Origin of the sequence: Novosphingobium sp. (assembly GCF_025351285.1) — a bacterium.
In the GTDB taxonomy this organism is placed as follows: domain Bacteria; phylum Pseudomonadota; class Alphaproteobacteria; order Sphingomonadales; family Sphingomonadaceae; genus Novosphingobium.
The window spans coordinates 16,704-41,521 of sequence record NZ_JANXWG010000104.1 but is presented as its reverse complement, the minus strand read 5'-3'; the positions used below and the strand labels follow the sequence as shown (position 1 = coordinate 41,521).

The 24,818-nt window shown below is 64.5% G+C and carries 24 protein-coding genes; 12 read left to right on the top strand and 12 right to left on the bottom strand.

The window, feature by feature from the left end:
* Positions 1–49: 49 nt before the first annotated feature.
* Positions 50–295, bottom strand: a complete 246-nt coding sequence (locus tag Q0R16_RS13035; RefSeq protein ID WP_295636707.1) for a hypothetical protein — start codon at positions 293–295, stop codon at positions 50–52.
* Positions 296–568: 273 nt separating this feature from the next.
* On the opposite strand from Q0R16_RS13035, the gene Q0R16_RS13030 reads away from it, so the two are divergent.
* Both Q0R16_RS13030 and Q0R16_RS13025 read left to right on the top strand, forming a co-directional pair.
* The gene (locus Q0R16_RS13030) at positions 569–1,429 is read left to right on the top strand and encodes a MoxR family ATPase (protein ID WP_295636704.1); all 861 of its coding nucleotides are present in this window, start codon (positions 569–571) and stop codon (positions 1,427–1,429) included.
* Positions 1,430–1,436: 7 nt separating this feature from the next.
* The gene (locus tag Q0R16_RS13025; protein ID WP_295636701.1) at positions 1,437–1,862 is read left to right on the top strand and encodes a GFA family protein; all 426 of its coding nucleotides are present in this window, start codon (positions 1,437–1,439) and stop codon (positions 1,860–1,862) included.
* A 6-nt stretch (positions 1,863–1,868) separates the two neighbouring features.
* On the opposite strand, the gene Q0R16_RS13020 is transcribed toward Q0R16_RS13025, so the two are convergent.
* Positions 1,869–2,735 carry a L,D-transpeptidase family protein gene (locus tag Q0R16_RS13020; RefSeq protein WP_295636698.1) on the bottom strand — a complete coding sequence of 289 codons (867 nt, stop codon included), beginning with the start codon at positions 2,733–2,735 and terminating at the stop codon, positions 1,869–1,871.
* A gap of 191 nt (positions 2,736–2,926) precedes the next feature.
* Here Q0R16_RS13020 and Q0R16_RS13015 point away from each other — a divergent pair, with 191 nt between their 5' ends.
* The 4 genes from Q0R16_RS13015 (at position 2,927) to ygiD (ending at position 5,892) form a co-directional block, all read left to right on the top strand.
* Positions 2,927–3,382 (top strand): GFA family protein, encoded by a 456-nt coding sequence (locus Q0R16_RS13015; RefSeq protein WP_295636695.1) that lies wholly within the window; start codon positions 2,927–2,929, stop codon positions 3,380–3,382.
* A gap of 80 nt (positions 3,383–3,462) precedes the next feature.
* Positions 3,463–4,644 (top strand): VWA domain-containing protein, encoded by a 1,182-nt coding sequence (locus Q0R16_RS13010; protein ID WP_295636693.1) that lies wholly within the window; start codon positions 3,463–3,465, stop codon positions 4,642–4,644.
* A gap of 65 nt (positions 4,645–4,709) precedes the next feature.
* A complete protein-coding gene (locus Q0R16_RS13005; protein WP_295636690.1) occupies positions 4,710–5,009 on the top strand; it encodes a hypothetical protein in 300 nt (99 codons plus the stop codon).
* Between the two features lie 70 nt (positions 5,010–5,079).
* Positions 5,080–5,892 (top strand): 4,5-DOPA dioxygenase extradiol, encoded by an 813-nt coding sequence (gene ygiD / locus Q0R16_RS13000; protein ID WP_295636687.1) that lies wholly within the window; start codon positions 5,080–5,082, stop codon positions 5,890–5,892.
* Here the strand turns inward: ygiD and Q0R16_RS12995 are convergent.
* Both Q0R16_RS12995 and Q0R16_RS12990 read right to left on the bottom strand, forming a co-directional pair.
* A complete protein-coding gene (locus tag Q0R16_RS12995) occupies positions 5,889–7,091 on the bottom strand; it encodes a DUF1343 domain-containing protein (RefSeq protein ID WP_295636686.1) in 1,203 nt (400 codons plus the stop codon). The two genes, ygiD and Q0R16_RS12995, sit on opposite strands and share 4 nt — an antisense overlap.
* Complete coding sequence (locus Q0R16_RS12990; RefSeq protein WP_295636683.1) at positions 7,088–7,633, bottom strand: DOMON-like domain-containing protein; 546 nt, start codon at positions 7,631–7,633, stop codon at positions 7,088–7,090. Before Q0R16_RS12990 ends, Q0R16_RS12995 begins: the two co-directional genes overlap by 4 nt.
* 47 nt (positions 7,634–7,680) lie before the next feature.
* Between Q0R16_RS12990 and tyrS the strand changes: the two genes are divergently transcribed.
* From tyrS to Q0R16_RS12965, 5 genes are all read left to right on the top strand, one after another.
* Complete coding sequence (gene tyrS, locus Q0R16_RS12985; protein WP_295636680.1) at positions 7,681–8,919, top strand: tyrosine--tRNA ligase; 1,239 nt, start codon at positions 7,681–7,683, stop codon at positions 8,917–8,919.
* A 77-nt stretch (positions 8,920–8,996) separates the two neighbouring features.
* A complete protein-coding gene (locus Q0R16_RS12980; protein WP_295636677.1) occupies positions 8,997–9,329 on the top strand; it encodes a PilZ domain-containing protein in 333 nt (110 codons plus the stop codon).
* Positions 9,330–9,392: 63 nt separating this feature from the next.
* Positions 9,393–10,730 carry an MFS transporter gene (locus Q0R16_RS12975; RefSeq protein ID WP_295636674.1) on the top strand — a complete coding sequence of 446 codons (1,338 nt, stop codon included), beginning with the start codon at positions 9,393–9,395 and terminating at the stop codon, positions 10,728–10,730.
* The gene (gene cysK, locus Q0R16_RS12970) at positions 10,727–11,644 is read left to right on the top strand and encodes a cysteine synthase A (protein WP_295636671.1); all 918 of its coding nucleotides are present in this window, start codon (positions 10,727–10,729) and stop codon (positions 11,642–11,644) included. The genes Q0R16_RS12975 and cysK overlap by 4 nt, the downstream gene beginning before the upstream one ends.
* On the top strand, positions 11,641–12,336 hold the full coding sequence (locus Q0R16_RS12965; RefSeq protein WP_295636668.1) for a dienelactone hydrolase family protein: 696 nt from the start codon (positions 11,641–11,643) through the stop codon (positions 12,334–12,336). The genes cysK and Q0R16_RS12965 overlap by 4 nt, the downstream gene beginning before the upstream one ends.
* 22 nt (positions 12,337–12,358) lie before the next feature.
* On the opposite strand, the gene Q0R16_RS12960 is transcribed toward Q0R16_RS12965, so the two are convergent.
* The 5 genes from Q0R16_RS12960 to Q0R16_RS12940 form a co-directional block, all read right to left on the bottom strand.
* Entirely contained in the window at positions 12,359–13,864 is a 1,506-nt protein-coding gene (locus tag Q0R16_RS12960; protein WP_295636665.1) for a DUF4403 family protein, read from the bottom strand.
* An 89-nt stretch (positions 13,865–13,953) separates the two neighbouring features.
* A complete protein-coding gene (locus tag Q0R16_RS12955; RefSeq protein ID WP_295636662.1) occupies positions 13,954–15,756 on the bottom strand; it encodes an acyl-CoA dehydrogenase C-terminal domain-containing protein in 1,803 nt (600 codons plus the stop codon).
* Positions 15,757–15,760: 4 nt separating this feature from the next.
* A complete protein-coding gene (locus Q0R16_RS12950) occupies positions 15,761–16,285 on the bottom strand; it encodes a MerR family DNA-binding transcriptional regulator (RefSeq protein ID WP_295636660.1) in 525 nt (174 codons plus the stop codon).
* Positions 16,286–16,317: 32 nt separating this feature from the next.
* The gene (hisI, locus tag Q0R16_RS12945) at positions 16,318–16,695 is read right to left on the bottom strand and encodes a phosphoribosyl-AMP cyclohydrolase (RefSeq protein ID WP_295636656.1); all 378 of its coding nucleotides are present in this window, start codon (positions 16,693–16,695) and stop codon (positions 16,318–16,320) included.
* Positions 16,696–17,108: 413 nt separating this feature from the next.
* A complete protein-coding gene (locus Q0R16_RS12940; protein WP_295636653.1) occupies positions 17,109–17,960 on the bottom strand; it encodes a ComF family protein in 852 nt (283 codons plus the stop codon).
* Between the two features lie 77 nt (positions 17,961–18,037).
* On the opposite strand from Q0R16_RS12940, the gene Q0R16_RS12935 reads away from it, so the two are divergent.
* On the top strand, positions 18,038–18,802 hold the full coding sequence (locus Q0R16_RS12935; RefSeq protein ID WP_295636650.1) for a methyltransferase domain-containing protein: 765 nt from the start codon (positions 18,038–18,040) through the stop codon (positions 18,800–18,802).
* Here the strand turns inward: Q0R16_RS12935 and ppdK are convergent.
* From ppdK to Q0R16_RS12920, 3 genes are all read right to left on the bottom strand, one after another.
* Entirely contained in the window at positions 18,799–21,483 is a 2,685-nt protein-coding gene (gene ppdK, locus Q0R16_RS12930) for a pyruvate, phosphate dikinase (RefSeq protein WP_295636647.1), read from the bottom strand. The genes Q0R16_RS12935 and ppdK overlap by 4 nt on opposite strands.
* An 87-nt stretch (positions 21,484–21,570) precedes the next feature.
* Complete coding sequence (gene glyS, locus Q0R16_RS12925; protein ID WP_295636644.1) at positions 21,571–23,862, bottom strand: glycine--tRNA ligase subunit beta; 2,292 nt, start codon at positions 23,860–23,862, stop codon at positions 21,571–21,573.
* Positions 23,859–24,773, bottom strand: coding sequence for a glycine--tRNA ligase subunit alpha (locus Q0R16_RS12920; protein ID WP_295636641.1), 915 nt, complete (start codon positions 24,771–24,773; stop codon positions 23,859–23,861). Before Q0R16_RS12920 ends, glyS begins: the two co-directional genes overlap by 4 nt.
* Positions 24,774–24,818: the final 45 nt, after the last annotated feature.

Here is a 24,818-nt window from a genome sequence, read left to right as displayed (position 1 = left end):
CGCGGGGCCTTTCTCGCCGCGAGCCGGGGCCCGCGAGAATACGGTCAGCTTACTTGGCGCACTTCATGAAGCGGCCCTTGGCATCGCGGCAGCGCTTTGCGGCAGCCTTGGCGGGCGCGGTCGCGGGCTTGGCGGCGGCGGCCATTGCGGGCTTGGCAGCCATCGCCGGCTTGGCGGCAGGCGCGGCGGCGGCGGGCGGGCACTTGATGAACTTGCCCTTGGCGTCCTTGCAAGGCGCGGCGTGCGCGGCGACAGGCAGAGCCAGAGCGGCGATGATCAGCATCAGTTTTTTCATAAGGTGTCCTTCCTCGACTATGCGACCGGTCCGGTCACATTCCCTCCCGGGACTTGTGCACGCTAACGCAGGCCCAAGCCGGATGCCAAGCGATTTCAAGGATTCCGGCTGAACCGCAGCTTACAACCGCTGTTCTGCGCGGAATATGGACAAACGTTCATTCAGCGCCAAGGTTTGCGCGTGGCGCTGCGCTGTCCGAAATCCGCACTTGCCTACGGCGCGCGCCGCACCTATCCACTTTAACCGATTGCTTAAACGACAGGACGATCGCCGATGTTGACCCCTACCCAGCGCTTTGAAGGCACCCGCGATTACGTCGCGACCGAGGACTTGAAGGTCGCCGTCAACGCCGCGGTGCTGCTGCGCCGGCCGTTGCTGGTGAAGGGTGAGCCGGGCACGGGCAAGACCGTGCTGGCGCATGAAATCGCCAAGGCGGTGGGTGCACCGCTGATCGAATGGAACGTCAAGTCGACCACCAAGGCGCAGCAGGGGCTGTACGAATACGACGCGGTTGCGCGCCTGCGCGATGGCCAGTTGGGCGACGAACGCGTCCACGATATTTCGAACTACATCCGCAAGGGCAAGCTGTGGGAGGCGTTCACCGCGCCCAAGCTGCCGGTGCTGCTGATCGACGAGATCGACAAGGCCGACATCGAGTTCCCGAACGACCTGCTCCAGGAACTCGATCGGATGAGCTTCGACGTCTATGAAACGCACGAGCGGATCGAGGCGCGCGAACGCCCGATCGTGGTGATCACCTCGAACAACGAAAAGGAACTGCCCGACGCATTCCTGCGCCGCTGCTTCTTCCACTACATCAAGTTCCCCGACCGCACGACGATGCAGGCGATCATCGACGTCCACTTCCCCGGCATCCAGAAGACGCTGGTGAACAAGGCGATGGAAGTGTTCTACGAAATCCGCGAGGTTCCGGGGTTGAAGAAGAAGCCATCGACCTCCGAACTGCTCGACTGGCTCAAGCTGCTGCTGAACGAGGACATGCCGCTCGACGTGCTGCAGAACCGCGACCCCACCAAGGCGATCCCGCCGCTGCACGGCGCGTTGCTCAAGAACGAACAGGACGTGATGCTGTTCGAAAAGCTGGCCTTCATGGCGCGCCGTCCAGGGAACTGAGCGCGCCATGAGCCACTCCGGCGGTTGTCTGTGCGGCCAGGTGCGCTTCGAGGCGCAGGGCGAACCGCTCGGTGCGCGGATGTGCTGGTGCCGCGATTGCCAGCGGATCGCGAGCGGTTCGGCCACCGTCAACGTGCTGTTTTCGGCCGAGTCGGTGGCTTACACCGGGCCGATCAGTAGATTTTCGATGGTGGCCGACAGCGGCAATACGGTCGAGCGTGGCTTCTGCCCCACCTGCGGCGCGCAACTTTACAGCAAGACCGTGATCGGCCCGGCACAGCCGATGCGCGTGCGCGCGGGCACGCTCGACGATCCCGAGATCTGCCCGCCCAGCGCGGTGATCTGGGCCGAAAGCGCACCGTCGTGGGCGCCGATGGACCCCGCGTTGCCGCGTCATGCCAAGGGCTTGCCCGCCGCGCCCGCCAAAGGCTGACGCAAGCTAGATAACGTTGAAGCAGTCGATGCCCGCGCTTTTCAATTGCAAGCACGCGGCGCGCGCATCGGGCGCGGACACGCGCAAGCGGTAAACGCGCCGGCCACTCACCAGCGCGGGAATAACCGCCTTCTGGAACCGCGCGAGTTCGGGGCGCGCGCCCAGCAATCGCGCCCAATGCGCGTCGGCTTCTGCGGGTGTCGATGCTGCGGCAAGCTGGATTGTCTGGGACGGGCCCGCAGCGGCAGGCCGAGCGATCGGCAACGCCGGCTCTTCGGCCGCCAAGCGCCCGCCATCCAGCGCGCGCGGATCTTTGATCGCCAGCGCGAACTCCCGCGCATCATCGTGCGATGCGATCGGCCCGTTGGCGATCACAACCGTCGTCGCGCTCGCCCGGGTCAGCGCGTAAAGCTGGCGGGCAAAGGCGTAAGGCAAGCGAATGCAACCGTGCGAGGCAGCATAACCCGGCAGCCGGCCGGCATGCATCGCGATCCCGGTCCAGGTCAGGCGCTGCATGTAGGGCATCGGCGCGTTGCTGTACTTGTTGGAGCGGTGCCACACCTGCTTTTGCAGGATCGGGAACACCCCCGACGGCGTCACATGCCCGCGCCGGCCGGTCGATACCGGGGTTTCGGCCCAGGGCTCACCGTCCTTGAACACGTGCATCCGTTGCGAACCCTTGCTGATCACGATCAGCACGCCCGAGCGCAGGACCTGCTCGACCGCCGGTGGCTGGGGATCGGGCAAGGCGGCCGGCTTGGCAGGGGCGGTTGCAGACATGGCAGCGGCCAGGGCCAGCGGCCGGGCAGATTCGGGCGAGCGCGCCGCGCCATCGAGCGTCATCCAGGCCGCAAGCGCAAAGCCCGCCAGCACGAACGATCCTGTAAAAAGCGGAACAAGCCTGCGAATAGGGCACCAGCGGTTAACGACGTCAGTTAACTACTTAACCGCGCAATCGATCGCCTCCAACCCATGAATCGGGTGGCCACCTGGCACAATTTGGCACAGATGCTTGTAGCGTTTTCGGGGCAGGTTGGCGGCGCAATTCCCGCCAGGCCATCCGCATGCTACAATTTACACGTCTGGAGAACACGGCAATGAGCTATTCGGGGCAATGCCAGTGCGGCGCCATTCGTGCGGCGGTCGCAGGCGAACCGGTTGCAGTGCGCCAGTGCTGGTGTCGCCAGTGCCAGCAAGTCGCGGGCGGCGCGGCAACCAACAACGCGATTTTCGCCACCGAAGCCGTAACCATGACCGGCACGCCGGCAACGCACAGCTATACTGCGGCCAGCGGCAACGTGCTGACGCATTCGTTTTGCGCTGCTTGCGGAACCCCCGTGATGGCGCAAACCAACGCTCGTCCGCAATTCCGCACCTTTCGGCTAGGATTCCTGGCGCCGGGCCACGGCCTTTCCCCGCAAGCCGCAATCTGGACGAGCGAGGCGCCACCCTGGGCCGCGATCGACCCCGCGCTGGAACGGTTCGAAGCGCAGCCGCCACCGCCGCAGGGCAAACCCTGAAACGCGCGCTTGCTCCCGCGCGCGGTTGGACTTAGTCGGACGGTTAAACAACGATCGAGCAAATAGCGAACGAGGCCGGCATGTTCTTCAATTTCGTCGACGAATTGCGCGCCGCCGGCATTCCGGCCAGCTTCAAGGAGCACCTGGTGCTGCTCGAAGCGCTGGAAAAGGACGTGATCGAGCAGACTCCCGAGGCGTTTTACTACCTCAGCCGCGCCACGTTCGTGAAGGACGAAGGGCTGCTCGACCGGTTCGACCAGGTGTTCAACAAGGTCTTCAAGGGGCTGCTCACCGACTATGGCCAGAAGCCGGTCGATATCCCCGAGGAGTGGCTTAAGGCCATCGCCGAGAAGTTCCTCAGCCCTGAGGAGATGGAGGCGATCAAGGCGCTCGGATCGTGGGACGAGATCATGGAGACGCTCAAGAAGCGTCTGGAAGAACAGGAAAAGCGCCACCAGGGCGGCAACAAGTGGGTCGGCACCGGGGGCACGTCGCCTTACGGCAATTCGGGTTACAACCCCGAAGGCGTGCGCATCGGCGGCGAGGCCAAGCACGGCCGGGCGCTGAAAGTCTGGGAAAAGCGCGAGTTCGCCAACCTCGACAACACCCGCGAACTGGGCACGCGCAACATCAAGATCGCGCTGCGGCGGTTGCGCAAGTTCGCGCGCGAGGGCGTGGCGGATGAGCTGGATCTCGATGCGACGATCAGCGGCACCGCCAAGCAGGGCTGGCTCGACATCCACATGCGCGCCGAACGGCGAAATGCGGTCAAGTTGCTGCTGTTCCTCGACGTGGGTGGTTCGATGGACCCGTTCATCAAGCTGGTCGAGGAACTGTTCAGCGCCGCCACCACCGAGTTCAAGAACCTGGAATTTTTCTATTTCCACAACTGTTTGTACGAAAGCGTGTGGAAGGACAACCGCCGCCGCTGGTCCGAACGCACGCCGACCTGGGACATCCTCCACAAGTACGGGCACGACTACAAGGTGGTGTTCGTCGGCGATGCGGCGATGAGCCCGTACGAGATCACGCATCCGGGCGGTTCGGTCGAGCATTTCAACGAGGAATCGGGCGCAGTGTGGCTCGATCGGGTGCAGCACATTTACCCTGCGACCGTGTGGCTCAACCCTGTGCCCGAAAAGCAGTGGAACTATTCGCAATCGACCAAGGCGATCAAGGACGTGATCGGCGGATCGATGTTCCCGCTCACGCTGGGCGGGCTGGACGATGCGATGCGCGAGTTGACGCGCAAGAAGCATTGATCGTCGGCCTCCGGTCGACGCCCAGCCGTTGCGGTGGTAACATCCGCAGTGGAAGGAGACATGCGATGCGCCGGGTCCTGTCCATTGCGATCGCCGCCGGATTTGCCGGGAAGGCCTTGCCGGCTTTGGCTGCATCGGGAGAAGCCGCCAGCCGTATGCCCTGCCGCCCACCGCTCAGCTTCGCCCATGCCGATGCGCATTCCGCGCCAACCGGCGGCGAACCGGGCGCAATGCTGCTGCTGGCAGTGGACCGCCGGATCAACGGCTGCCGCGTGCTGACCCCCGCTAGCGCGCATAACGGTTGGGTGCCCGAACCCACCGACGCGCAAGGCCCCGCCCGCAAGCGGCCCACCAAGCCGGGCTGAGCGCCGGGCTTGGCGCGCGCGAAGAATTGCTTCGTTTGGACACTGGCAACCGGCGCCCCATCTTCTGCGTATGACCAGCCCCTCCCCCGCCCGCATGCCCGCGCTGTTCCTCGGCCACGGTTCGCCGATGACGATGATTACCGACAATCGTGAACGGCATGCGTTCGAGGCGCTGGGCAAGGTTCTGCCGCGTCCGCGCGCGATCCTGTGCGTCTCGGCGCACTGGGAAACGCAGGGTAGAATTCATCTCACCGCTGACGCGCACCCGCGCACCATCCACGATTTCCGCGGGTTTCCGCCAGAGCTTTACGCGATGCGCTATCCGGCGCCGGGCTCGTCCGAGTTGGTCGATCGGATCGAAGCATTGCTGGGTAAGGACCGAGTCGAGCGTGATTCAAGTTGGGGCTTCGATCACGGCACCTGGGGCACGCTGCTACCGATGTTCCCCGCAGCCGATATTCCGGTGGTGGCGATGAGCCTCGATCGCGCGATGTCGCCCGAGCAGCACCTGGCCACCGCGCGCTTGCTCGCGCCGCTGCGCGAAGACGGCGTGTTGCTGGTCGGCAGCGGCAACGTGGTGCACAATCTCGCTTTGTGGCGCGCCGCAATCGGCACCGTGCCCGACTGGGCCGCCCGTTTTCGCAGTCGCATCAATGCGGCGTTGCTGGCCGGCGACGATGCCGCGCTGATCACGTTCCCGGACGACGACGGCGACGCCGCCAAGGCAGTCAACAGCGCGGAGCACTACCTGCCGCTGCTCTACACCGCGGGCGCGCGGCTGCCTGGTGACCAGGTCGGGCTGTTCAACGACACGGTCGACGGCGCACTGTCGATGACGTCGGTGCTGTTGGGCGATACCACCGTGCTGACGGCAATCGGCTAGTACAGCAGCAACGGCGCGATGGATTCGCGCCAAGCAGCCTCGTCGCGCGATGCTTCAGCCTCGAGATCGCCCGGCTCGGACCCAGCATTATCCACCCATTCACGCAAGGCTGGACCGCCATTGATCACGTCGATCGCCAGCTTGTCGAACACGTACTCGTAAGGAAAATCGCGCCACAGATCGTAGTCGGGTTGGAGCCGGCGGATCGCCTTGAACGCCAGCGCCTGCAACCGCCACGGCCGGAAGGCGGCGTGATCGTAGAAGCCCTGCTCGGCGTGGATCATCAGCCCCGAACACAATTTGTGCGCGTGCTTGTGGAAGGTCGGCTCGAACGCGCATTCGCGGATCGCGCAGCCTGCCAGCCATTCGCACTCGAACCGCCGCATTTCAGCGAGCACATCACCCGCCGCCAGATCGGGCGCGCCGAACAGCACTTCGAGCGGGCGCGTGGTGCCCCTGCCCTCGCTCAGCGTGGCGCCCTCGATCATCACCGTGCCGGCGTAGGCGCGCGCCATATTGACGTTCGCGGCGTTGGGGCTGGGGTTGATCCACACGCGATCCTGCGGCCAGCCGAAGCCCGGCCCAGCCTCGGGCTGCCAGCCTTCCATCGCGATCACGCGGTAATCGACATCGAGCTTGAAGTGCTGGACGAACCAGTGGCCCATTTCGCCCAAAGTCAGCCCGTGGCGCATCGGCATGGGTCCTGCGCCGACGAAGCTTTCCCAGCCGGGCAGCAGGGTGGTGCCCTCGACCGGACGGCCCGCCGGGTTGGGCCGATCGAGGACCCACACCGCCTTGCCTGTCCCATGTGCGGCTTCGAGCAGATAAAGCAGCGTGGTGACGAAGGTATAGATGCGGCAGCCGAGATCCTGGAGGTCGAACAGGAAAACGTCGGCACTCGACATCATTTGCCCGCTGGGCCGGCGCACTTCGCCGTAGAGGCTGAACACCGGGATGCCATAGCGCGGATCGACGTCGTCGGGGGTTTCGACCATGTTGTCCTGCTTGTCGCCCTTGAGCCCATGCTGCGGGCCGAACGCGGCGGACAAGCGGATATCGGGACAAGCCGCCAGCGCATCAAGCGAATGTACAAGGTTCTCGGTGACGGAAGCCGGATGCGCCACCAACGCCACGCGCTTGCCCGCAAGCGGCTTGCGCAGATCAGGGTCCGCCAGCAGGCGATCGATGCCGAATTTCATGCGGCGGGGGTTGCCGCAAGAGTGGCCGCGAAGCAAGCCTCGGCGTGGAAATCGGGCTTGCCGGGCGGGTGGGCCAGCGCCCAGTAGGATTTGGTGCCGTCGGTCTCCTCGATCACGGCGGAGAGCGCGAGTTGCACTTTGCTGCCCACCCTCGCTGGCAGCGGGACTATGTCGGCTTCGAGCGCAAAATGCCCGTCGCTGGCATCCTCCCCTATCGTTGGCGCGGTTTGGAGTTCGGCCGGTGCCATGCCTTCACGATACCCCGTAAAATCGTAAGCGGCCCATTGCGAGGATGGTGAGAAGTTCAGCTCCATATATCGGCTGCCACCGTCCGGCCTCAGAAACGCCTCGAAGCACGTCGTCGTCCATAAGCCATCGGCGCGGGTCGCGCCGGCCGGACTAGGCAGCACCACCCGTTCCAACACCAGTTCGGCATGAAACCGCAACCACAGCCCGCTTATGGTTCGCTCCACGGAGACCTCAATCTCCGTGACCGTGTTCGCCGGCGTATCGGGATGGCAGACCAGGCTGTACGTTTCCAAGCATCGCTCTTTCATGCTAGGCGCGCCACTCGAAAACGAAGGCTGCCATGACCCAATTCCAGTCCCCCCTGCTGCGCCTGCTCGACGAGCGGGGCTACATCCATCAGTTGACCGATGCCGGTGCGCTCGATGCGCTGACGCTGAAGCAGGTGGTGCCGGGCTATATCGGCTTCGATGCGACCGCGCCATCGCTCCACGTCGGCAGCCTGGTGCAGATCATGATGCTGCGCCGGTTGCAGCAGGCCGGGCACAAGCCGATCGTGGTAATGGGCGGCGGCACCACCAAGGTCGGCGATCCTTCGGGCAAGGACGAAAGCCGCAAGATGCTGACCGCAGAGGGCATCCAGGCCAACATCGCCTCGATCCGCACAGTGTTCGAACGGCTGCTGGTGTTCGGTGACGGCCCGACCGACGCGGTGATGGTCGACAACGACGAGTGGCTTTCGCAACTCGGCTACGTCGAACTGCTGCGCGATGTCGGCCCGCATTTCACCATCAACCGGATGCTGACGTTCGATTCGGTCAAGCTGCGGCTGGAACGCGAACAGCCGCTGACCTTCCTCGAATTCAACTACATGATCCTCCAGGCTTACGATTTCCGCGAACTGGCCAGCCGGGTCGGCTGCCGCTTGCAGATGGGCGGATCGGACCAGTGGGGCAATATCGTAAACGGCATCGAGTTGACCCGACGGATGGACGGAACCGAAGTCTATGGCCTCACCACTCCGCTCCTGACCACCGCCGACGGCGCCAAGATGGGCAAGACCGCGGCGGGCGCGGTATGGCTCAACGAGGACCAATTGCCGGCCTATGATTTCTGGCAATACTGGCGCAACGCCGATGATCGCGATGTGGGCCGGTTCCTACGGCTTTTCACGGATCTGCCGCTCGACGAAATCGCGCGCCTGGAAGCGCTCGACGGCAGCGAAATCAACGCGGCCAAGGTTGCACTTGCCAACGCGGTAACCACGCTCGTTCGGGGTGTGGAGTCAGCAACAGCCGCCGAGGCGACCGCTGCCGCCACGTTTGCCGGCGGTGGAATAGGCGAATCGCTGCCGGTACTGGACTGCGCTGAAGGCGATATCGGCTTGATCGATGCACTGGTCGGTCTGAAATTCGCAGCCAGCCGGGGCGATGCCAAACGGCTGATTTCCGGCGGCGGGGCGCGGGTCGATGGCGAGGCGGTGGCCGATGAAGGCTATCGGATCGTGCTTGGCGGCAACGAAGTGCGCGTTTCGTCCGGCAAGAAGAAGCATGGCATCGTGCGGCGGATTGCCGGAGGCTGACTGCTCCCCTTTACCGAATGTTGTGCTTTTGCCGCGATAACCCTGATCTCAACGGGGAGGGGCAAAAGGGAGCCACAATGTCAGGTGGAGCGCAGCTATCGGTCACCGATTTGCGGAGGGCCACACGCTATACCGTGCAGTTGCCCGTGATTGCGGAGCACCGCGCGCTTGGCGACCTGATGTTTTCGATCACCAACGTGTCTTCCACCGGGTTCATGGCAAGCGGTATTCCCGAACTCGGGAAGGGCGAACGGGTGACCATCCGGCTGCCGCAGATCGGGCGTATCGAAGCCTTCCTGGTGTGGGGCGACAAGGACCGCGCCGGCTTCCAGTTCGAACGCGTGATCCGCACCGACGATCTGGTGAAGATGGTCAAGAGCCTTGTCCCGCGCGAACGCCCCGGGCGCTGAACCGATATCGCCGTTTAGAAATGCTTTCTTGGCAAGCGCGGTAGCGGGTGTCATCGCGGCATCGTGAACCAGTCTGCCCCGATTAATTCGACAACCGCCGCAATACCCACCAGCCCGCTGGCCATACCCGCCTACCGGCTGTTCTGGGCCGCGCGGTTTGCGGCCGTTTTCGCCACAACCGCGATGGTGGTGGTGATCGGCTGGCAGACATACGACGTCGCGCGCGCATCGTACCACATGACTCGCGACCATGCCGCGTTCCAGCTCGGCTTGCTCGGGCTGGTGCAGTTCGTGCCGTTGCTGGTGCTGACCCCAGTGGCCGGCTGGGCGGCTGACCGCTTCGACCGGCGGTGCGTGGGTGCCGCCTCCAACCTTACCGACATGCTGGTTGCTGTGGCGCTGTGCGTTGCAACCGCGTTCCATTGGCTGACCTTGCCCTTGCTGTTCACCCTGGCGGCGTTGCACGGCATTGCGCGGGTGTTCAGTGGACCCGCACTCGGTTCGATTGCGCCCAATCTCGTGCCGCCGGCGCTGCTGCCGCGCGCGATCGCGATCAACAGCATGGCCTGGCAATCGGCCAGCGTGATCGGACCGGCGGCAGGTGGCTTGATTTACGCTTTCAGCCCTTCGCTGCCTTATGGACTGGCCGCGGTGCTGCTGATCGCTTCGGCACTTGGGATCCTTGCGCTGCCGCTGATGAAGCGCCCGGAACTCTCGAGGCACATCCACCCGCTGCGGCAAATGGTCGACGGGCTAAAATTCGTGCGCAACGAACGCTTCCTGCTCGGTTGCATCACGCTCGATCTGTTCGCGGTCTTGCTGGGAGGCGCGACCGCATTGCTGCCGGTCTATGCGCGCGATATCCTTCATGTCGGACCCGAAGGCCTTGGTACACTGCGCGCAGCGCCGGCCTTGGGTGCGGCGCTGGTTGCCGTCATCCTGGCAATCCGCCCGATCGAGCGTGAAGTGGGCGCGAAGATGCTGTGGGCGGTGGTCGTGTTCGGTTTGGCCACGGTGGTGTTCGGCATTTCGCGCAATTATGGGCTATCGCTGGCGATGCTCGGCGTGCTGGGGGCGGCAGACATGGTCTCGGTGTTCATCCGCAGCACGCTGGTGCAACTCAACACGCCCGATATGATGCGTGGGCGGGTCTCGTCGGTCTCAGGACTGGCGATCTCCGCCTCGAACGAACTGGGCGAGATGGAATCGGGCGGGCTTGCCGCTCTGCTCGGATCGACCGGGGCGGTTGTATTCGGCGGCGTCGGGGCCATAGTGATTACCGCGATCTGGGCGGTGATTTTCCCGGAACTGAAGCGGGCGCGTAACTTCGCTCCGCAATATCGAGACAGCCCACCCCAAGACAATCACGCATTCGAGCCAGCAAAGGAGCCCGTGTCATGAAGGCCAACAGCATTCTCGAAACCATCGGCAACACCCCGCACGTGCGCGTGGCGCGGATGTTTCCGGACCATGAGGTGTGGATCAAGTCCGAACGCTCCAACCCCGGTGGTTCGATCAAGGACCGTATCGGCCTGGCCATGATCGAGGCGGCCGAAGCAGACGGCCACCTCAAGCCGGGCGGCATGATCGTCGAGCCGACCAGCGGCAACACCGGGATCGGCCTGGCGATGGCGGCCGCGGTCAAGGGCTACACGCTGGTTCTGGTCATGCCCGATTCGATGTCGGTCGAACGGCGTCGGCTGATGCTGGCTTATGGCGCGACGTTCGACCTGACTCCGCGCGAAAAGGGCATGAAGGGCGCGCTCGAACGGGCGCAGGCGATCATCGACGAAAATCCCGGTTCGTGGATGCCACAGCAGTTCGAGAACCCGGCCAACATCGCGGTCCACGCGCGCACCACCGCGCAGGAAATCCTCAAGGACTTCGCCGATTCGCCGATCGATGTGCTGATCACCGGCGTCGGCACCGGCGGCCACCTGACCGGGTGCGCCGAGGAACTCAAGAAGACCTGGCCCGCGATGAAGGCCTACGCGGTCGAACCCGCGCTTTCGCCGGTGATCTCGGGCGGCCAGCCCGCGCCGCACCCGATCCAGGGGATTGGCGCCGGGTTCATCCCGGGCAACCTGCACACCAAGGCGATCGACGGCGCGATTCCCGTCGATGCCGGCAATGCCAAGGAAATGGCACGTCGCTCCGCGCGCGAGGAAGGCATGCTGGTCGGCATAAGTTCGGGCGCCACGCTTGCGGCGATCGCGCAGAAATTGAAGGACCTGCCCGCAGGGTCGCGCGTGCTCGGCTTCAACTACGACACCGGCGAGCGCTACCTTTCGGTGCCGGACTTCCTGCCCGAATGAGCGCGCTCGAAAGGGTCGATTACCGCGATGGCGATACAGCGCTGACCGGGTGGCTGGCCCGGCCGGCCGGTCAGCCGCGAGCGGCCGTGGCGGTCTATCCGACGATCATGAACGTAACGCCGGCGGTGGAGGCCAAGGCGCTGGCGCTGGCCGAGCGCGGCTATCTCGCCTTCATCGCCGATTTCTACGGCGAGATGCCGGCCGATTTCGCGCAATCGGGCGTTCTTGCCACGGCCTTGCGCGCCGATACCGCCGTCTATCGCGGCAGGCTCGCGGCCGCCCTCTCCGCGCTCGATAGTTTGGCACCGGGTGTCAGACAGGCCGCGATCGGCTTCTGCCTGGGCGGACAGGCGGTACTCGAACTGGCGCGCAACGATGCCGATCTCGCGATGGTGGCAAGCTTCCACGGGTTGCTCGAAACCGCCCGACCCGACGATCGGCCGATCCGCGCGCGCGTCCTCGTGTGCCACGGCGATGCCGATGCGCTGGTGCCACGCGATCACGTCACGCGGTTCTGGGAGGAGATGGACGCGGTGGGCGCCAATTGGCATTTCCACAGCTACAGTGGCGTGCCCCACGGCTTCACTAATCCGAACCCGTCGCCCGCGACCGGCGCGGTGTTCTATGATGCCAGCGCCGATCGGCAAAGCTGGGCGGCGATGCATGCACTGCTCGACGAAGTGCTGGGCTAAACCGCCGATCAGTGCAGCTTGATCAGTGCAAGAGGGCGGCCCCGCGCGCCGGACGATACTCGACCCGCGCCTCTCCTGTTGCCCAAACCGGTAGATACAGCCCCTCGCCCGCGGCCTTCAACGCGCCATTCTGCAGCGAATCGACCTGTGCATGGATCAGGAAATCACCCTGCCGGTTGTCGACGATTGCCAGGCGGATCTTGCGCAGCAGGTCATTCATGTCGCCCGCGAAGTTCTGCGTCAGTGATTGCGCCACGGTGTCGCCCACGCCCGGCGCATTGACCAGCCGCAGCAGCAGATCACCGCTGATGCTGTCGGTCGCGCCGGTCACGATCAGGTTCTCGAACCGCACCACTTGCGTGCCCGGCGTGTTGACCGGCAGCGCGGTCAGCCATACCAGCCCGCGCGTTTCGCCTATGGTGCCCGACCGTTCCCTGGCCGCCAGCGTGATCCCCAGCGCGATCCGGCCGCCATCGGTGCCGTAAGCGGTGATCTTCTCGAACCGCGCATCGACCGGTCCCAGCCCTGGCACCTCGATCGGGCGGGCCGCGCGCTTGGTCAGCGCCTTGAGGATCACCGGTTCGAGCTGCGCATAATCGGCAATCACCGGCACGAACATCCGCAACTTGCCTGTTTCGCGCAAACGTGACGCTGGCGGCAACGGGGTGGGCGCGGGGTCGGCGGGGCGCGGGCCGACGAAGGTTTCGGTCAGCGCCTCCATCCCCAGCTTGAGCTGGAGCGTGCGGCCCTTGATCACATAACCGCCGTAATTGATCCGCTGCGGCGTGACCCGCATCCACACTTGCGGGTTGGAATCGTTGAGCATCAGCGCGGTGAAGCTCTGCCGCCATGCCGCCTCGACTTTCGCGCGCAAGGCGATCTTCGACAGTTCCTTCGGCAAGTCGCGCTCCAGCCCACGCACGATCGGCGCCAGTTTTTCATCCACCTTGTCGGTGAAGGTCACGCGGTTGCCGAACAAGTCGATGCCGGGCGGCTGCTTCCAGTCATAGGCCAGCTTGATCGTGGCGCGCGGGGTCCAGTCATTCGACAAGTCGATGCGGATGCGCGCGTGGGCCATCGCGGTGCCGGTGGCGGTCTTGCTCAACACACCTCCCACGTTGCGCGCGGCAATCGCGGCCTCGATCGGGACATCGACGAGAATGTCCTCACCCTCCCCGCGCAGCCGCAATGTTCCGCGCGTCACCTGGCCGGTGACGGTGCAGGCCAGCTTGGGCGTGATCGCCAGCTTGGCGCCGAAGATCTTCACCTTCTGCGGCTCGACGCATGTGTCCAAATGCTGGTCGATCGCCCATAATTGCTTGGGAATCGCGCGTTCGAGCGCGGTGTCGAGCACGGAAATATCGGCATCGAGCGGCACCGCGATAATCGAGGTCTGCCGGGGGGCGACGATCTTGTCGTGCGCGTGCGGCGGCGGTTCGACCTTCCCGTGCCGCGCGCAGCCGCCCAGCACGGCCAGAAAAGCCAGAGCACAAACACTACCCACGCGAACCGTGTTCTGTCGTACCAACCGATTGCCCCTGCCGCCCCGCATGAACACCACGCGCGTGCGGCGTAGTACGCACGAGCAATCGATAACGTTCCGGCGGCGCGCTCCAATCAGGCTGCTTCGAATGCCTCGATCGGCAGCCCCATCACGGTTTCGGCGCCCGCCTCGATCTCGCGCCGCAGCGCGCCGGCTTGGGGCAGCGAGCGCTGCGCAAAATGCCGCGCGGTGATGAGCTTGGCTTCGTAGAACGCCTTGTCGCCGGAGCCGGCTGCCAGTGCGGCGGAAGCGACTCTGGCCATGCGCAGCCACATCAGCCCGATCGCAACCACACCCATCAGCGTCATGTAAGCATAAGCCCCGGCACCCACGGCGTTGCGATCGGCCATGCCGTTGGTCAGGAACCACATCGTCGCGGCCTTGAGTTCGCCGGTGGCCTTGGCCAGCCGATCGGCCACGTCCTTCACTGCGGGATCATTGGCACCTTGGGCACATTCGGCATCGAGCAAAGCGAACAGCGCCTGCACCGCACGCCCGCCATTGAGCGCAAGCTTGCGCCCGACCAAGTCCATCGCCTGCACGCCGTTGGCGCCTTCGTAGATCATCGTGATCCGCGCATCGCGCACGAACTGCTCCATCCCCGAATCGACGATATAGCCATGCCCGCCCCAGATCTGCTGCATGTTCGTGGCGGTCTGGTAGCCCATGTCGGTGCCGTAACCCTTGATCACCGGGGTAAGCAGGCTGATGAGGTCATCGGCCATCTGGCGATCGGCCTCGGTCGCGGCTTTGTGCGTGAGATCGACTTGCAGCGCGCCCCATGAACACAGCGCGCGCATGCCTTCGGTGAAGGCCTTGGCATCCATCAGCATACGCCGCACATCGGGGTGGACGAACAGCGGATCGGCCTTTTCGGCGGGTTCGACCGGCCCGGTCAGCGCGCGGCCCTGGCGCCGCTCCTTGGCGTAGAGCACCGCGTTCTGGTACGCGTTTTCCGCTTGGGCCAGACCCTGGATACCCACGCCCAGCCGCGCCGCGTTCATCATGATGAACATCGCCGCAAGGCCCTTGTTTTCCTCGCCAACGATGAAGCCCTTGGCGTCATCATAGTTGAGCACGCAAGTGGCGTTGCCGTGGATGCCCATCTTGTGCTCGATCGAGGCGCAAGAGACCGCGTTGCGCGCGCCCAGCGATCCATCGGTATCGACCAGGACCTTGGGCACGATGAACAGCGAGATGCCCCTGGTGCTGTCGGGCGCATCGGGGGTCTTGGCCAGGACAAGGTGGATGATGTTCTCGGTCAGGTCATGCTCGCCCGCCGAAATGAAGATCTTGGTGCCGGTGATCGCGTAAGACCCATCGGCCTGCGGCACCGCGCGCGTGCGGATCATGCCGAGATCGGTCCCGGCGTGCGGTTCGGTCAGGTTCATCGTGCCGAGCCACTGCGACGAGATCATCCTGGGCGCGTAAAGCTGCTGCTGTTCGGGCGAGCCCTTCGCCAGAATCGCCGAAACTGCGCCGGTGGTCAGCCCCGGATACATGCCGAAGGCCATGTTGGCGCTGGCGATGTATTCTTCCATCACGAAGCCGATGACGTGCGGCAAGCCCTGCCCGCCGAATTCGACCGGGCCTGAAAGCGACGCCCACTGGCCGTTACGGAACTGCTTGAACGCCGCCTTGAAGCCGGCCGGCGTGGTGACGCTGCCATCGGCGTGGCGCGTGCAACCTTCGGCATCGCCGCTCTGGTTCAGCGGGGCGAGCACTTCGGTGGTGAACTTGCCAGCTTCCTCGATCACCGCGTCGGTCAGATCGATCGAGGCGCTCTCGAACCCCGGCAGGTTGCCGTAGCTTTCAAGGCGGAGCAGTTCGTTCACGACGAACCTGGTGTCGCGGGTGGGTGCTTTGTAGGTGGGCATGAAATCAGTCCTCTGACGGGAATTCGGAATCGCGGCCTTCGTCGCGTTCGCGGGCCACGAGCAGCTTGATAAACGACGACAATTCGTCGACTGTGGCCTTGATGTCGGCCTGTTGACGCTTCAGTTGCGTCACGCGTTCCTGGCATTTGGCGATGGTGACGCGGCGCTGTTCGACCCGACCATCGCCCAGATCGTACAGGTCGATCATGTCGCGGATTTCACCGAGGCTGAACCCGACATTCTTGGCGCGCTTGATCCAGGCCAGCCGCGCCCGATCGCGCTTCGAATAGAACCGGGCCAATCCGATCCGGGTGGGTGAAATCAGCCCCTCGTCCTCATAGAACCGCAACGCGCGGGCGGTGACGCCGAATTCGCTAGACACTTCCGAGATCGTGTACTGGCGGCGGCTGGGGTCACCGCTATCGAGAGGTGCCGAGCTTTCGGACGACGCAATGCGTCCCGCGGCGGTGCTTCTGGGAGCGGGGGTTTTGGGCCTGGTGCGGCCCGCAGCGACTACGGTTGCGGCCATACCCGTTTGCCTACCTTACCTTTACGTAAACGTCAATCATCAACCCGTTCGAGTGTGCCCGCCGCGGTTAGTCTTCTGTAGAAACAACTTGTTGCGAGCGTGTGGCACGCGGGGCCCGCCGCATCGACTCGCAGTTCGATCGCGTCCTGATCGCAATCCACGCGAATCTCGATCACACGCAGGACATGGCCCGAACTTTCACCCTTCATCCACAAGCGCCCGCGAGACCGCGAATGAAAGTGCGCAAGGCCGGTTTCGCGAGTCGTGGCGAGAGCCTCGGCATCCATATGCGCCAGCATCAGCAGCCGGCCCGAAACGGCATCGATCGCGACCGCGGTAATCAGCCCAGCCGCATCGAATCGCGGCAGGAATTCGCTGCCCAACTCGCGGCGGGCGGTTTCATCCTGCAAGGGCACAGTAGGGAGAATCGGGATGGGAAAAACCTTTCACGAGAGTGCGTTCGAAGGTCTTCGCATGGCGAATGCCGATTTGTTGCACGATAACCACATAGGGCAACCAAAATCCGCCCGGCTGGGCCAAATGCCTTCCCACCGCCCCGTGCATCGGTCAAATACAAGCTGCGGCTTGAGGGAACCGCCAAGTCTGGACCGCCGCAAGGCGGCGCATCGCGCCAAAGTTCAGGGACACATGGAATGGTATCCGCCGGTCGTGAGGGATAACGGCTGAAGCGAGAGCCTTCCGGCAGAGATAGACGTGGATCCGTAAAGTCGCAAAGCGGCACGCGATCGGCCCCGAAGCAAGGGGTACATGTTCAGAGTTTCGTCACGACTGCGCCCGGGGCTTCGCCTCGGGCGTTTTCGTTTCACGCCGAAAGTTCGACTGTCTTCGCTGAACCGGCTTTTTCCCGCGACTGCCGATCGCGCGCAGTGTCGATCGCTTCGTCCAGCACCCGCGCAAAGCACGCGATGCGGACTTGCCCGGCGCCTGCCTTGTGCAATGCCCTGACGCAAGCATCGCTGGTGGCCCCACTGGTCAGCACATCGTCGACCAGCAGCACATTCGCGCCCTTCAAAGCTGCCTGCCGCGAGGGCGCCGCCGTGATCGCGCCGTTCAGAACTTCGGCGCGCTGGCGCTTGTCGAGCCCGCCCAGCGACGGCGTGCGCTTGCGCCGCAACAAGCCATCGACCAGCAACGGAAATCCGCGAGCGCGCGCGATCCGACGTGCAAGTTCGGCCGACTGGTTGAATCCCCGGCTCCACAACCGCCAGCGGTGAAGCGGCACGGGCACCACCAGCCACTGGCCTTCGAGCGGCGGAATGCGCGCGACCATCAACCGCGCGAGCAGATCGGCCAGCGCCAGGTGCCGCCCGTGCTTGAGCGACAGCACCAATCGCCGCGAGGGGTCGGTGTAAAGCGTTGCGGCGTGCACCCCGGCATGGCGTGGCGGTTCAGCCATGCACGGCGCGCAAACCAGGCCCGTTTCCGCCGCCTCCGCCAGCGCGAGCGGATCGGTCAGCGGGCGCTGGCAAAGGCTGCACGCGGGCTCCCCCGGGATGACCAGCGTGGACCAGCACACCCCGCACAAACCATCCTGCCGTGCCAGCGCGCCGCCGCACAGCGGGCATCGTGGCGGAAAGACAAGATCAACCAGGGGCGCAAGTTGCCGGGCAACCCGTGCCAAAGCCTGATTGCCCGCTGGAGCCTGTGTCGCCATACTCCAAGGTGATCCCATTGCGCGATTGCGCTGGCAAGAGGCTTGGCATTTACCCTCCACAAGGGCAGGCCAATGCGATGGCCAGCACACCCGTGATCTTTTCCCCGTCGCGCCGTCTTGCGGCGCGGGCCCGCGCCCACCGCCTCCAGGCCTTGCCGGGGGCGCCGCGCTATCTCCATGAGGATATGGTCGACGATGTGATCGATCGGCTGGCGTTCCTGCGCCACGAACCTCGGCGCGTACTGGTGATCGGGGACTGGACTCGCACACTGGCCCCATCGCTAACGGCACAAGGCGCAGCCGTGATCGAGCGCGACCCGCTTGGCGGCGCGGTCGAGCCGATCGACGAGGAACAGCCCTACCCGGAAACCGGCTTCGATTTCATCGCCAGCCTCGGCACGCTCGACACCGTCAATGATTTGCCCGGCGCACTGATCCACTTGCGAAATGCGCTCGCGCCCGGCGGGCTGATGATCGCCAGTTTTCCGGGTGCCGGCAGCCTTGAAACGCTGCGCGGCGTGATGTTCGACGCAGATGGCGAGCGGCCCGCCCCGCGCGTCCATCCACAAGTCGACGTCCGCGCGGGCGGTCAATTGCTACAGCGCTGTGGTTTTGCCGATCCCGTGATCGACACGCGCACGATTACAGTGCGGTTCGCTTCGCTCGACAGCCTCGTGGCGGATTTGCGCGCGCAAGGGCTGGGAAATGTCCTCGCCAGGTCCGGACCGCCGCTGGGCAAAGCCGCACTTACCGCCGCGCGAAACGCCTTTGCCCGCGCCGGCAGCGAAGGGCGGACTACCGAACGTTTCGAGATTCTTACGCTAAGTGGCTGGCGCCGCTAACGTTTTGCCGAAAGCGCCGCCTGCGCGGCAGCCAGCCTTGCGATCGGCACGCGGTAGGGTGAGGCTGATACGTAATCGAGACCGGTTGCTTCACAGAATGCGATCGAGGCGGGATCGCCGCCGTGCTCGCCGCAGATGCCGAGCTTGATTGCGGGCCGGGTCTTGCGCCCCCGTTCGACCGCGATTTCGACCAGTTGGCCCACGCCGTCGACATCGAGGCTGACGAACGGATCGCGTGGATAGATGCCCTGTTCGACGTATGGCCCGAGAAACCGCGCTGCATCGTCCCTCGAAACGCCCAGAGTTGTTTGCGTCAAGTCATTGGTGCCGAACGAGAAGAACGCTGCCTCTTGCGCGATCTCGCCTGCCATCAGCGCGGCGCGTGGTAGTTCGATCATGGTGCCGACCAGATACTCGACAGAGTCGCCGCGTTCGGCGAAAACCTGCCCGGCCACGCGATCGACCAGCGCCTTCAGAATCTCCAATTCGCGCCTGGTGGCCACAAGCGGGATCATGATCTCGGGGATTGGCGGAGTCTTGCCCTCGGCGCGTGCCTTAACCGCAACTTCGCACGAGGCCTCGAAGATCGCGCGCGCCTGCATCTCGTAGATTTCGGGGAACGTGATGCCCAGACGGCAGCCGCGATGGCCCAGCATCGGGTTGAATTCATGCAATTCCCCCGCGCGGCGCTTGAGGTGATCGACACCGAGGCCCGTCACTTCGGCCAGATCGGCGAAGTCGGCATCGGCCGTCGGCAGAAATTCATGGAGCGGCGGATCGAGCAGGCGGATCGTAACGGGCAGCCCTGCCATCACTTCGAGCAGCGCCACGAAATCAGCGCGCTGCTCGGGCAGCAGCTTGGCCAGCGCCTTGCGCCGCCCCGCCTCGTCCTCGGCCAGGATCATCTGCCGAACCGCGGAAATCCGAGCGGCATCGAAGAACATGTGCTCGGTGCGGCACAAGCCGATCCCTTCGGCACCGAACTGGCGTGCCACCGCCGCGTCGGCGGGGGTCTCAGCATTCGCGCGCACTTTCATGCGGCGATGCCGATCGGCCCAACTCATCAGCACCGCGAAATCACCCACCAGTTCGGGTTCGACCATCGCCACCTTGCCCGCCATCACTTCGCCCGATGCGCCATCGAGCGTGATAACCTCGCCCTCGGCCATCGTGCGGTTGCCGATGCGCAGAGTGCGGCTGGCCATATCGATCGAAAGCGCCGAAGCGCCCGAAACGCAAGGCCGTCCCATCCCGCGCGCCACAACCGCCGCGTGGCTGGTCATGCCGCCACGCGCGGTCAGCACGCCGCGTGCAGCGTGCATGCCGTGGATGTCCTCCGGCGAAGTCTCGACCCGCACCAGGATGACCGCATCGCCGCGTTCGGCCAGCTTTTCCGCGGTATCGGCATCGAACACGATAGCGCCCGAGGCCGCGCCGGGCGAGGCCGGCAGCCCGCGCGTCAGCACATCGCGCGGCGCCTTGGGGTCGAGCGTGGGGTGGAGCAACTGGTCGAGCGCCATCGGATCGACGCGCAGAATCGCGGTGGCCTCGTCGATCAACCCCTCACCCGTCATGTCGACCGCCATCTTGAGCGCGGCCTTCGCGGTGCGCTTGCCCGAGCGGGTCTGGAGCATCCACAAATGCCCGCGTTCCACCGTGAATTCGATGTCCTGCATGTCCTTGTAGTGGGCTTCGAGCAGGTCGAACACGCGCGCCAGTTCGCCGTAAGCCTCTGGCATCGCTTCTTCCATCGACAGCGGCTTGGCTCCGGCGCGTTCGCGCGAAGCCTTGGTCAGATACTGCGGCGTGCGGATGCCGGCGACCACGTCTTCGCCTTGCGCGTTGACCAGCCATTCGCCGTAATAGGCCCGCTCGCCGGTCGCCGGATCGCGGGTGAAGGCGACGCCGGTGGCAGACGTGTCGCCCATGTTGCCGAACACCATCGCCTGGACATTGACCGCGGTGCCCCATGAGGCCGGTATGTCGTTGAGCCGGCGGTAAACTTTGGCGCGTTCGCCTTCCCACGAATCAAACACCGCGCCGATCGCGCCCCACAATTGTTCGTGGACATCTTGCGGGAACGGACGGCCAAGCTTGTCAGCCACGATGTCCTTGTATTCGCCGACGAGCTTCTGCCAGTTTTCAGAACCCATCTCGACATCGTTGTAGAAACCGTTGTCTTCCTTGATGATTTCCAAGGCATCTTCGAACAAGTGGTGGTCCATGCCCAGCACCACGTCCGAATACATCTGGATGAAACGGCGGTAGCTGTCCCATGCGAAGCGCGCGTCGCCCGAACCGGTGGCCAGTCCTTCAACGGTCGCATCGTTGAGGCCGAGGTTCAGCACAGTGTCCATCATGCCCGGCATCGAAACGCGGGCTCCCGAGCGGACCGAGACCAGCAGCGGATTGGTCGCATCACCGAACACACGGCCGGTGGCCACTTCGATGTGCTTCAGCCCTCCGGCCACATCGGCGCGCAAGGCGTCATCGAAGGTCTTGTTCGCAGCGTTGTAGGCGGTGCAAGTCTCGGTGGTGATCGAGAATCCCGGCGGCACCGGCAGGCCGATCCCGGCCATTTCGGCCAGGTTGGCGCCCTTGCCGCCGACCACGGTCTTGTCGCGCGAGCGGGGATCGGTCGAATTGACGCCGCCGCCGAAAACGTAGACCTGCTGTTCCACCTTAATACTCCAACTGGTTCGCGGTCGTGGTCACCTGCAAAAGGTGACATGTTGACGCAAGTGACGGTGTCCTGGGACTTGGGTTCCCTAGCCCTCGATCTTCGAAAAATCGGCCACTTTGTGCACCGCAGCACGGAAAGAGTCGAGCAGCGCGAGGCGGCTCAGGCGCTTTTCCGGTGCGGGATCGTTGACGGTCACGCTGTCAAAGAACGCGTCGATCGGGCCGCGCAAGGTGGCGAGCGCGGCCATGGCGCCGGCGAAGTCTTCCGCCTCGACCGCAGTGGTGGCGCGGGGGCCGGCCTCGGCCAGCGAATCGACCAGCGCCTTTTCTGCGGGTTCGGCCATGTAGGACAGCGAAATCGGCGCGTTTCCGGCGGTTACGAAGGCTTCCTTCTTGAGGATATTGGCCGCTCGCTTGTAGCCGGCGAGCAGGTTGGCGCCGTCCTCGGTGCCGATGAACGCCTGGAGCGCGTGGACGCGCGCGAGCAGGCGGACGAGATCGTCCTCGCCGCCAAGCGCGAAGACCGCGTCGATCAGGTCGTGGCGGACGCCGGCTTCGCGTTGCTGGACTTTGAGGCGATCGGCGAAGAAACTGATGAGCTTCTTGAAGGATGCATTTGATCGTGCACCGAATTTTGCCGTTTCCTCGGGCGATCGGGCGCGTTCGATGAATTCCTCGAATGTCTTCGTGTGCTCGATCTCCGACATAGGATCACCCGCGGCGATCCTTGCCTCGACCAAATTCTCGAACCGCTGGCGCCATTCGTAACCATTCAAGCGGCCCGCCAGGCTGGCGTGCGACATGTAAATCGGATCAATCAGGCCAAGCCGAATATTGTTGGCTGTCAAAGTTTCGATAATTCCGATTGCAGCCCTGCGCAGAGCGAACGGATCCTTGGAACCGGTCGGCAACAGGTCTGCCAGAAAGAAACCGGCCAGCGTATCCAGCTTGTCCGCCAGGCACACCGCCACCGTCACCGGCGCGGTGGGGACTTTGTCACCCTGGCCGACCGGCTTGTAGTGATCGCGGATCGCATCGGCCACGGCGTCTGGCAAACCTTCGGCGCTGGCGTAATATCCGCCCATAAGGCCTTGGAGTTCGGGGAATTCTCCGACCATCTCGGTGACGAGATCGGCCTTGCACAGCCGCGCGGCGAGTTCAGCGTGGTTGGCGAGTTCTTCCTGCGTCCCCGCGAAGGCGGGGACCTCGGGCGGCTGCGCGCTAAGGCCTGAGGCCCCCGCCTTCGCGAGGGCGCTGGTTATGATGCGCTCTTCCACCAGCCAGCGGGCCAGTTTTGCTACGCGTTCGACCTTGTCGGCGACGGTTCCAAGCTTTTCGTGGAAGGTGATCCGGTCGAGTTTCTGCGCGTGTTCGGACAGCGGCTTCTTGCGGTCCTGTTCCCAGAAGAAGCGGGCGTCCGAGAGACGCGCGGCGAGCACTTTGCGGTTGCCGTCGATGATGGCCACACCGTCGTCGCTGGCAGCGATGTTGGCGGTGCAGATGAAGGCGTTGACAAGCTTGCCGTCTGCACTTTGGCAGATGAAATATTTCTGGTTGGTGCGGGCGGTTAGCTGGATAACCTCAGGCGGAACCTCAAGGAATGCGGGATCGAAACGGCCCAGCAGGGGCACCGGCCATTCGGTGAGGCCGGCGTTTTCGATCACCAGGCCTTCGTCCTCGACAAGCACAAGGCCGGCGGCCGCGGCAGCGGCTTTCGCTTTTTCGCGGATCAGGTCCTGCCGCACGGTGTGATCGACGATGACGTGCGCGGCATTGAGCTTGGCTTCATAGTCGTTCGCGCCGCCGATCGTGATTGCGTCAGGGTGGTGGAAGCGGTGGCCGAGGGTTGCGTATTGCGAGGCGATCCCGGCGATTTCACACGGCACGAGCGTCGTGCCAAAAATCGCGACGACCCCCGAAAGCGGGCGCACCCACTTGGGGCTTTCGGTGCTGATCGACGTGGCACCCCAGCGCATCGACTTGGGCCAGGGGAAGGCGCGGACGATCGCGGGAATGGCTTCGGCGACCACATCGATGGTGGCACGGCCGGGCTTTTCGGTGACGGCGAACCACACGCCGTCGCGTTCGGTCAATTGGTCCAGCGTCAGGCCGGTTTTGCGGAGGAAGCCTTCGAGCGCTTGCGCGGGGGCGGCGGTTTTGGGGCCTTTGGTCTCCTCGCGGATGGCTTGGGTGCCATCGGGCAAATCGCGCGCGATCAGTGCGAGGCGGCGGGGGGTGGACCATACCGTGATTTCGCCGTGGGTGACGCCAGCGTCCTTCATCGCAGCGCGGAACAGTTTTTCGAGATCGGCGCGGGCGCCGGCTTGCATGCGGGCTGGAATTTCCTCGCTGCGCAGTTCGAGCAGGAAGTCGGTCATGCGCTCCACCCCGGGAATTTCGCGGCCCAGGCTTCGGCATTCTTGGCCATGTAGGCTTCGCAACTGCCGCGCGCGAGGTCCCTCACCCGGCCCATGTAGCTGGCGCGTTCCTGCACGCTGATCACGCCGCGCGCTTGCAGGAGGTTGAACAAGTGGCTGGCCTCGATCGCCTGTTCGTAGGCGGCGATCGGGACGTTGGCCGCGAGTGCGTTCCTGCATTCGGCCTCGGCGCGACGGAAGCCTTCGAACAGGCTGTCGGTGTCGGCCACCTCGAAGTTCCACTTCGACATCTGGCGTTCGTTTTCGAGGAACACGTCGCCGTAGCTGACACCTTGATCGTTGAACGCGAGATCATAGACGCTGTCGACGCCCTGGATGTACATCGCGAGCCGTTCGAGCCCGTACGTCAGTTCGCCCGCGACCGGCTTGCAATCGAACCCGCCCATCTGCTGGAAATAAGTGAACTGGGTGACTTCCATGCCGTCGCACCACACTTCCCAGCCTAGCCCCCATGCTCCGAGCGTGGGCGATTCCCAGTCGTCTTCCACGAAACGGATGTCGTGGAGCAGCGGGTCAACGCCGATCGCGGCCAGGCTTTGCAGGTACAGTTCCTGCAAGTTGGCGGGGCTGGGCTTGAGGATCACCTGGTACTGATAGTAGTGCTGGAGCCGGTTGGGGTTTTCGCCATAGCGGCCATCGGTGGGCCGCCGGCTGGGCTGGACGAAGGCGGCGTTCCACGGTTCGGGGCCGAGCGCGCGCAGCGTGGTGGCGGTGTGGAAGGTGCCCGCGCCCATGCGCATGTCATAAGGTTGCAGGATCAGGCAGCCGTGCCTGCTCCAGAACGCGTGGAGCGTCAGGATCATGTCCTGGAAGCTGAGCGGATTTGCGGGGGCTGGCGTGACACTCGACATAGCCGGGCCTTTGGCCGATGGACGCCGGCAAATCAACCGCTGCCG

Bases quoted from the DNA above. Each gene is read 5' to 3' on its own strand.
- Q0R16_RS13035 (WP_295636707.1), bottom strand. From the start codon at position 295: ATGAAAAAACTGATGCTGATCATCGCCGCTCTGGCTCTGCCTGTCGCC.
- Q0R16_RS13010 (WP_295636693.1), top strand. From the start codon at position 3,463: ATGTTCTTCAATTTCGTCGACGAATTGCGCGCCGCCGGCATTCCGGCC.
- Q0R16_RS12935 (WP_295636650.1), top strand. From the start codon at position 18,038: ATGGCCAGCACACCCGTGATCTTTTCCCCGTCGCGCCGTCTTGCGGCG.
- Q0R16_RS13025 (WP_295636701.1), top strand. From the start codon at position 1,437: ATGAGCCACTCCGGCGGTTGTCTGTGCGGCCAGGTGCGCTTCGAGGCG.
- glyS (WP_295636644.1), bottom strand. From the start codon at position 23,862: ATGACCGACTTCCTGCTCGAACTGCGCAGCGAGGAAATTCCAGCCCGC.
- Q0R16_RS12955 (WP_295636662.1), bottom strand. From the start codon at position 15,756: ATGCCCACCTACAAAGCACCCACCCGCGACACCAGGTTCGTCGTGAAC.
- ygiD (WP_295636687.1), top strand. From the start codon at position 5,080: ATGACCAGCCCCTCCCCCGCCCGCATGCCCGCGCTGTTCCTCGGCCAC.
- Q0R16_RS12965 (WP_295636668.1), top strand. From the start codon at position 11,641: ATGAGCGCGCTCGAAAGGGTCGATTACCGCGATGGCGATACAGCGCTG.
- Q0R16_RS12940 (WP_295636653.1), bottom strand. From the start codon at position 17,960: ATGGCGACACAGGCTCCAGCGGGCAATCAGGCTTTGGCACGGGTTGCC.
- Q0R16_RS13030 (WP_295636704.1), top strand. From the start codon at position 569: ATGTTGACCCCTACCCAGCGCTTTGAAGGCACCCGCGATTACGTCGCG.
- Q0R16_RS12950 (WP_295636660.1), bottom strand. From the start codon at position 16,285: ATGGCCGCAACCGTAGTCGCTGCGGGCCGCACCAGGCCCAAAACCCCC.
- Q0R16_RS12980 (WP_295636677.1), top strand. From the start codon at position 8,997: ATGTCAGGTGGAGCGCAGCTATCGGTCACCGATTTGCGGAGGGCCACA.
- Q0R16_RS13005 (WP_295636690.1), top strand. From the start codon at position 4,710: ATGCGCCGGGTCCTGTCCATTGCGATCGCCGCCGGATTTGCCGGGAAG.
- Q0R16_RS12920 (WP_295636641.1), bottom strand. From the start codon at position 24,773: ATGTCGAGTGTCACGCCAGCCCCCGCAAATCCGCTCAGCTTCCAGGAC.
- Q0R16_RS13015 (WP_295636695.1), top strand. From the start codon at position 2,927: ATGCTACAATTTACACGTCTGGAGAACACGGCAATGAGCTATTCGGGG.
- cysK (WP_295636671.1), top strand. From the start codon at position 10,727: ATGAAGGCCAACAGCATTCTCGAAACCATCGGCAACACCCCGCACGTG.
- Q0R16_RS12995 (WP_295636686.1), bottom strand. From the start codon at position 7,091: ATGAAATTCGGCATCGATCGCCTGCTGGCGGACCCTGATCTGCGCAAG.
- tyrS (WP_295636680.1), top strand. From the start codon at position 7,681: ATGACCCAATTCCAGTCCCCCCTGCTGCGCCTGCTCGACGAGCGGGGC.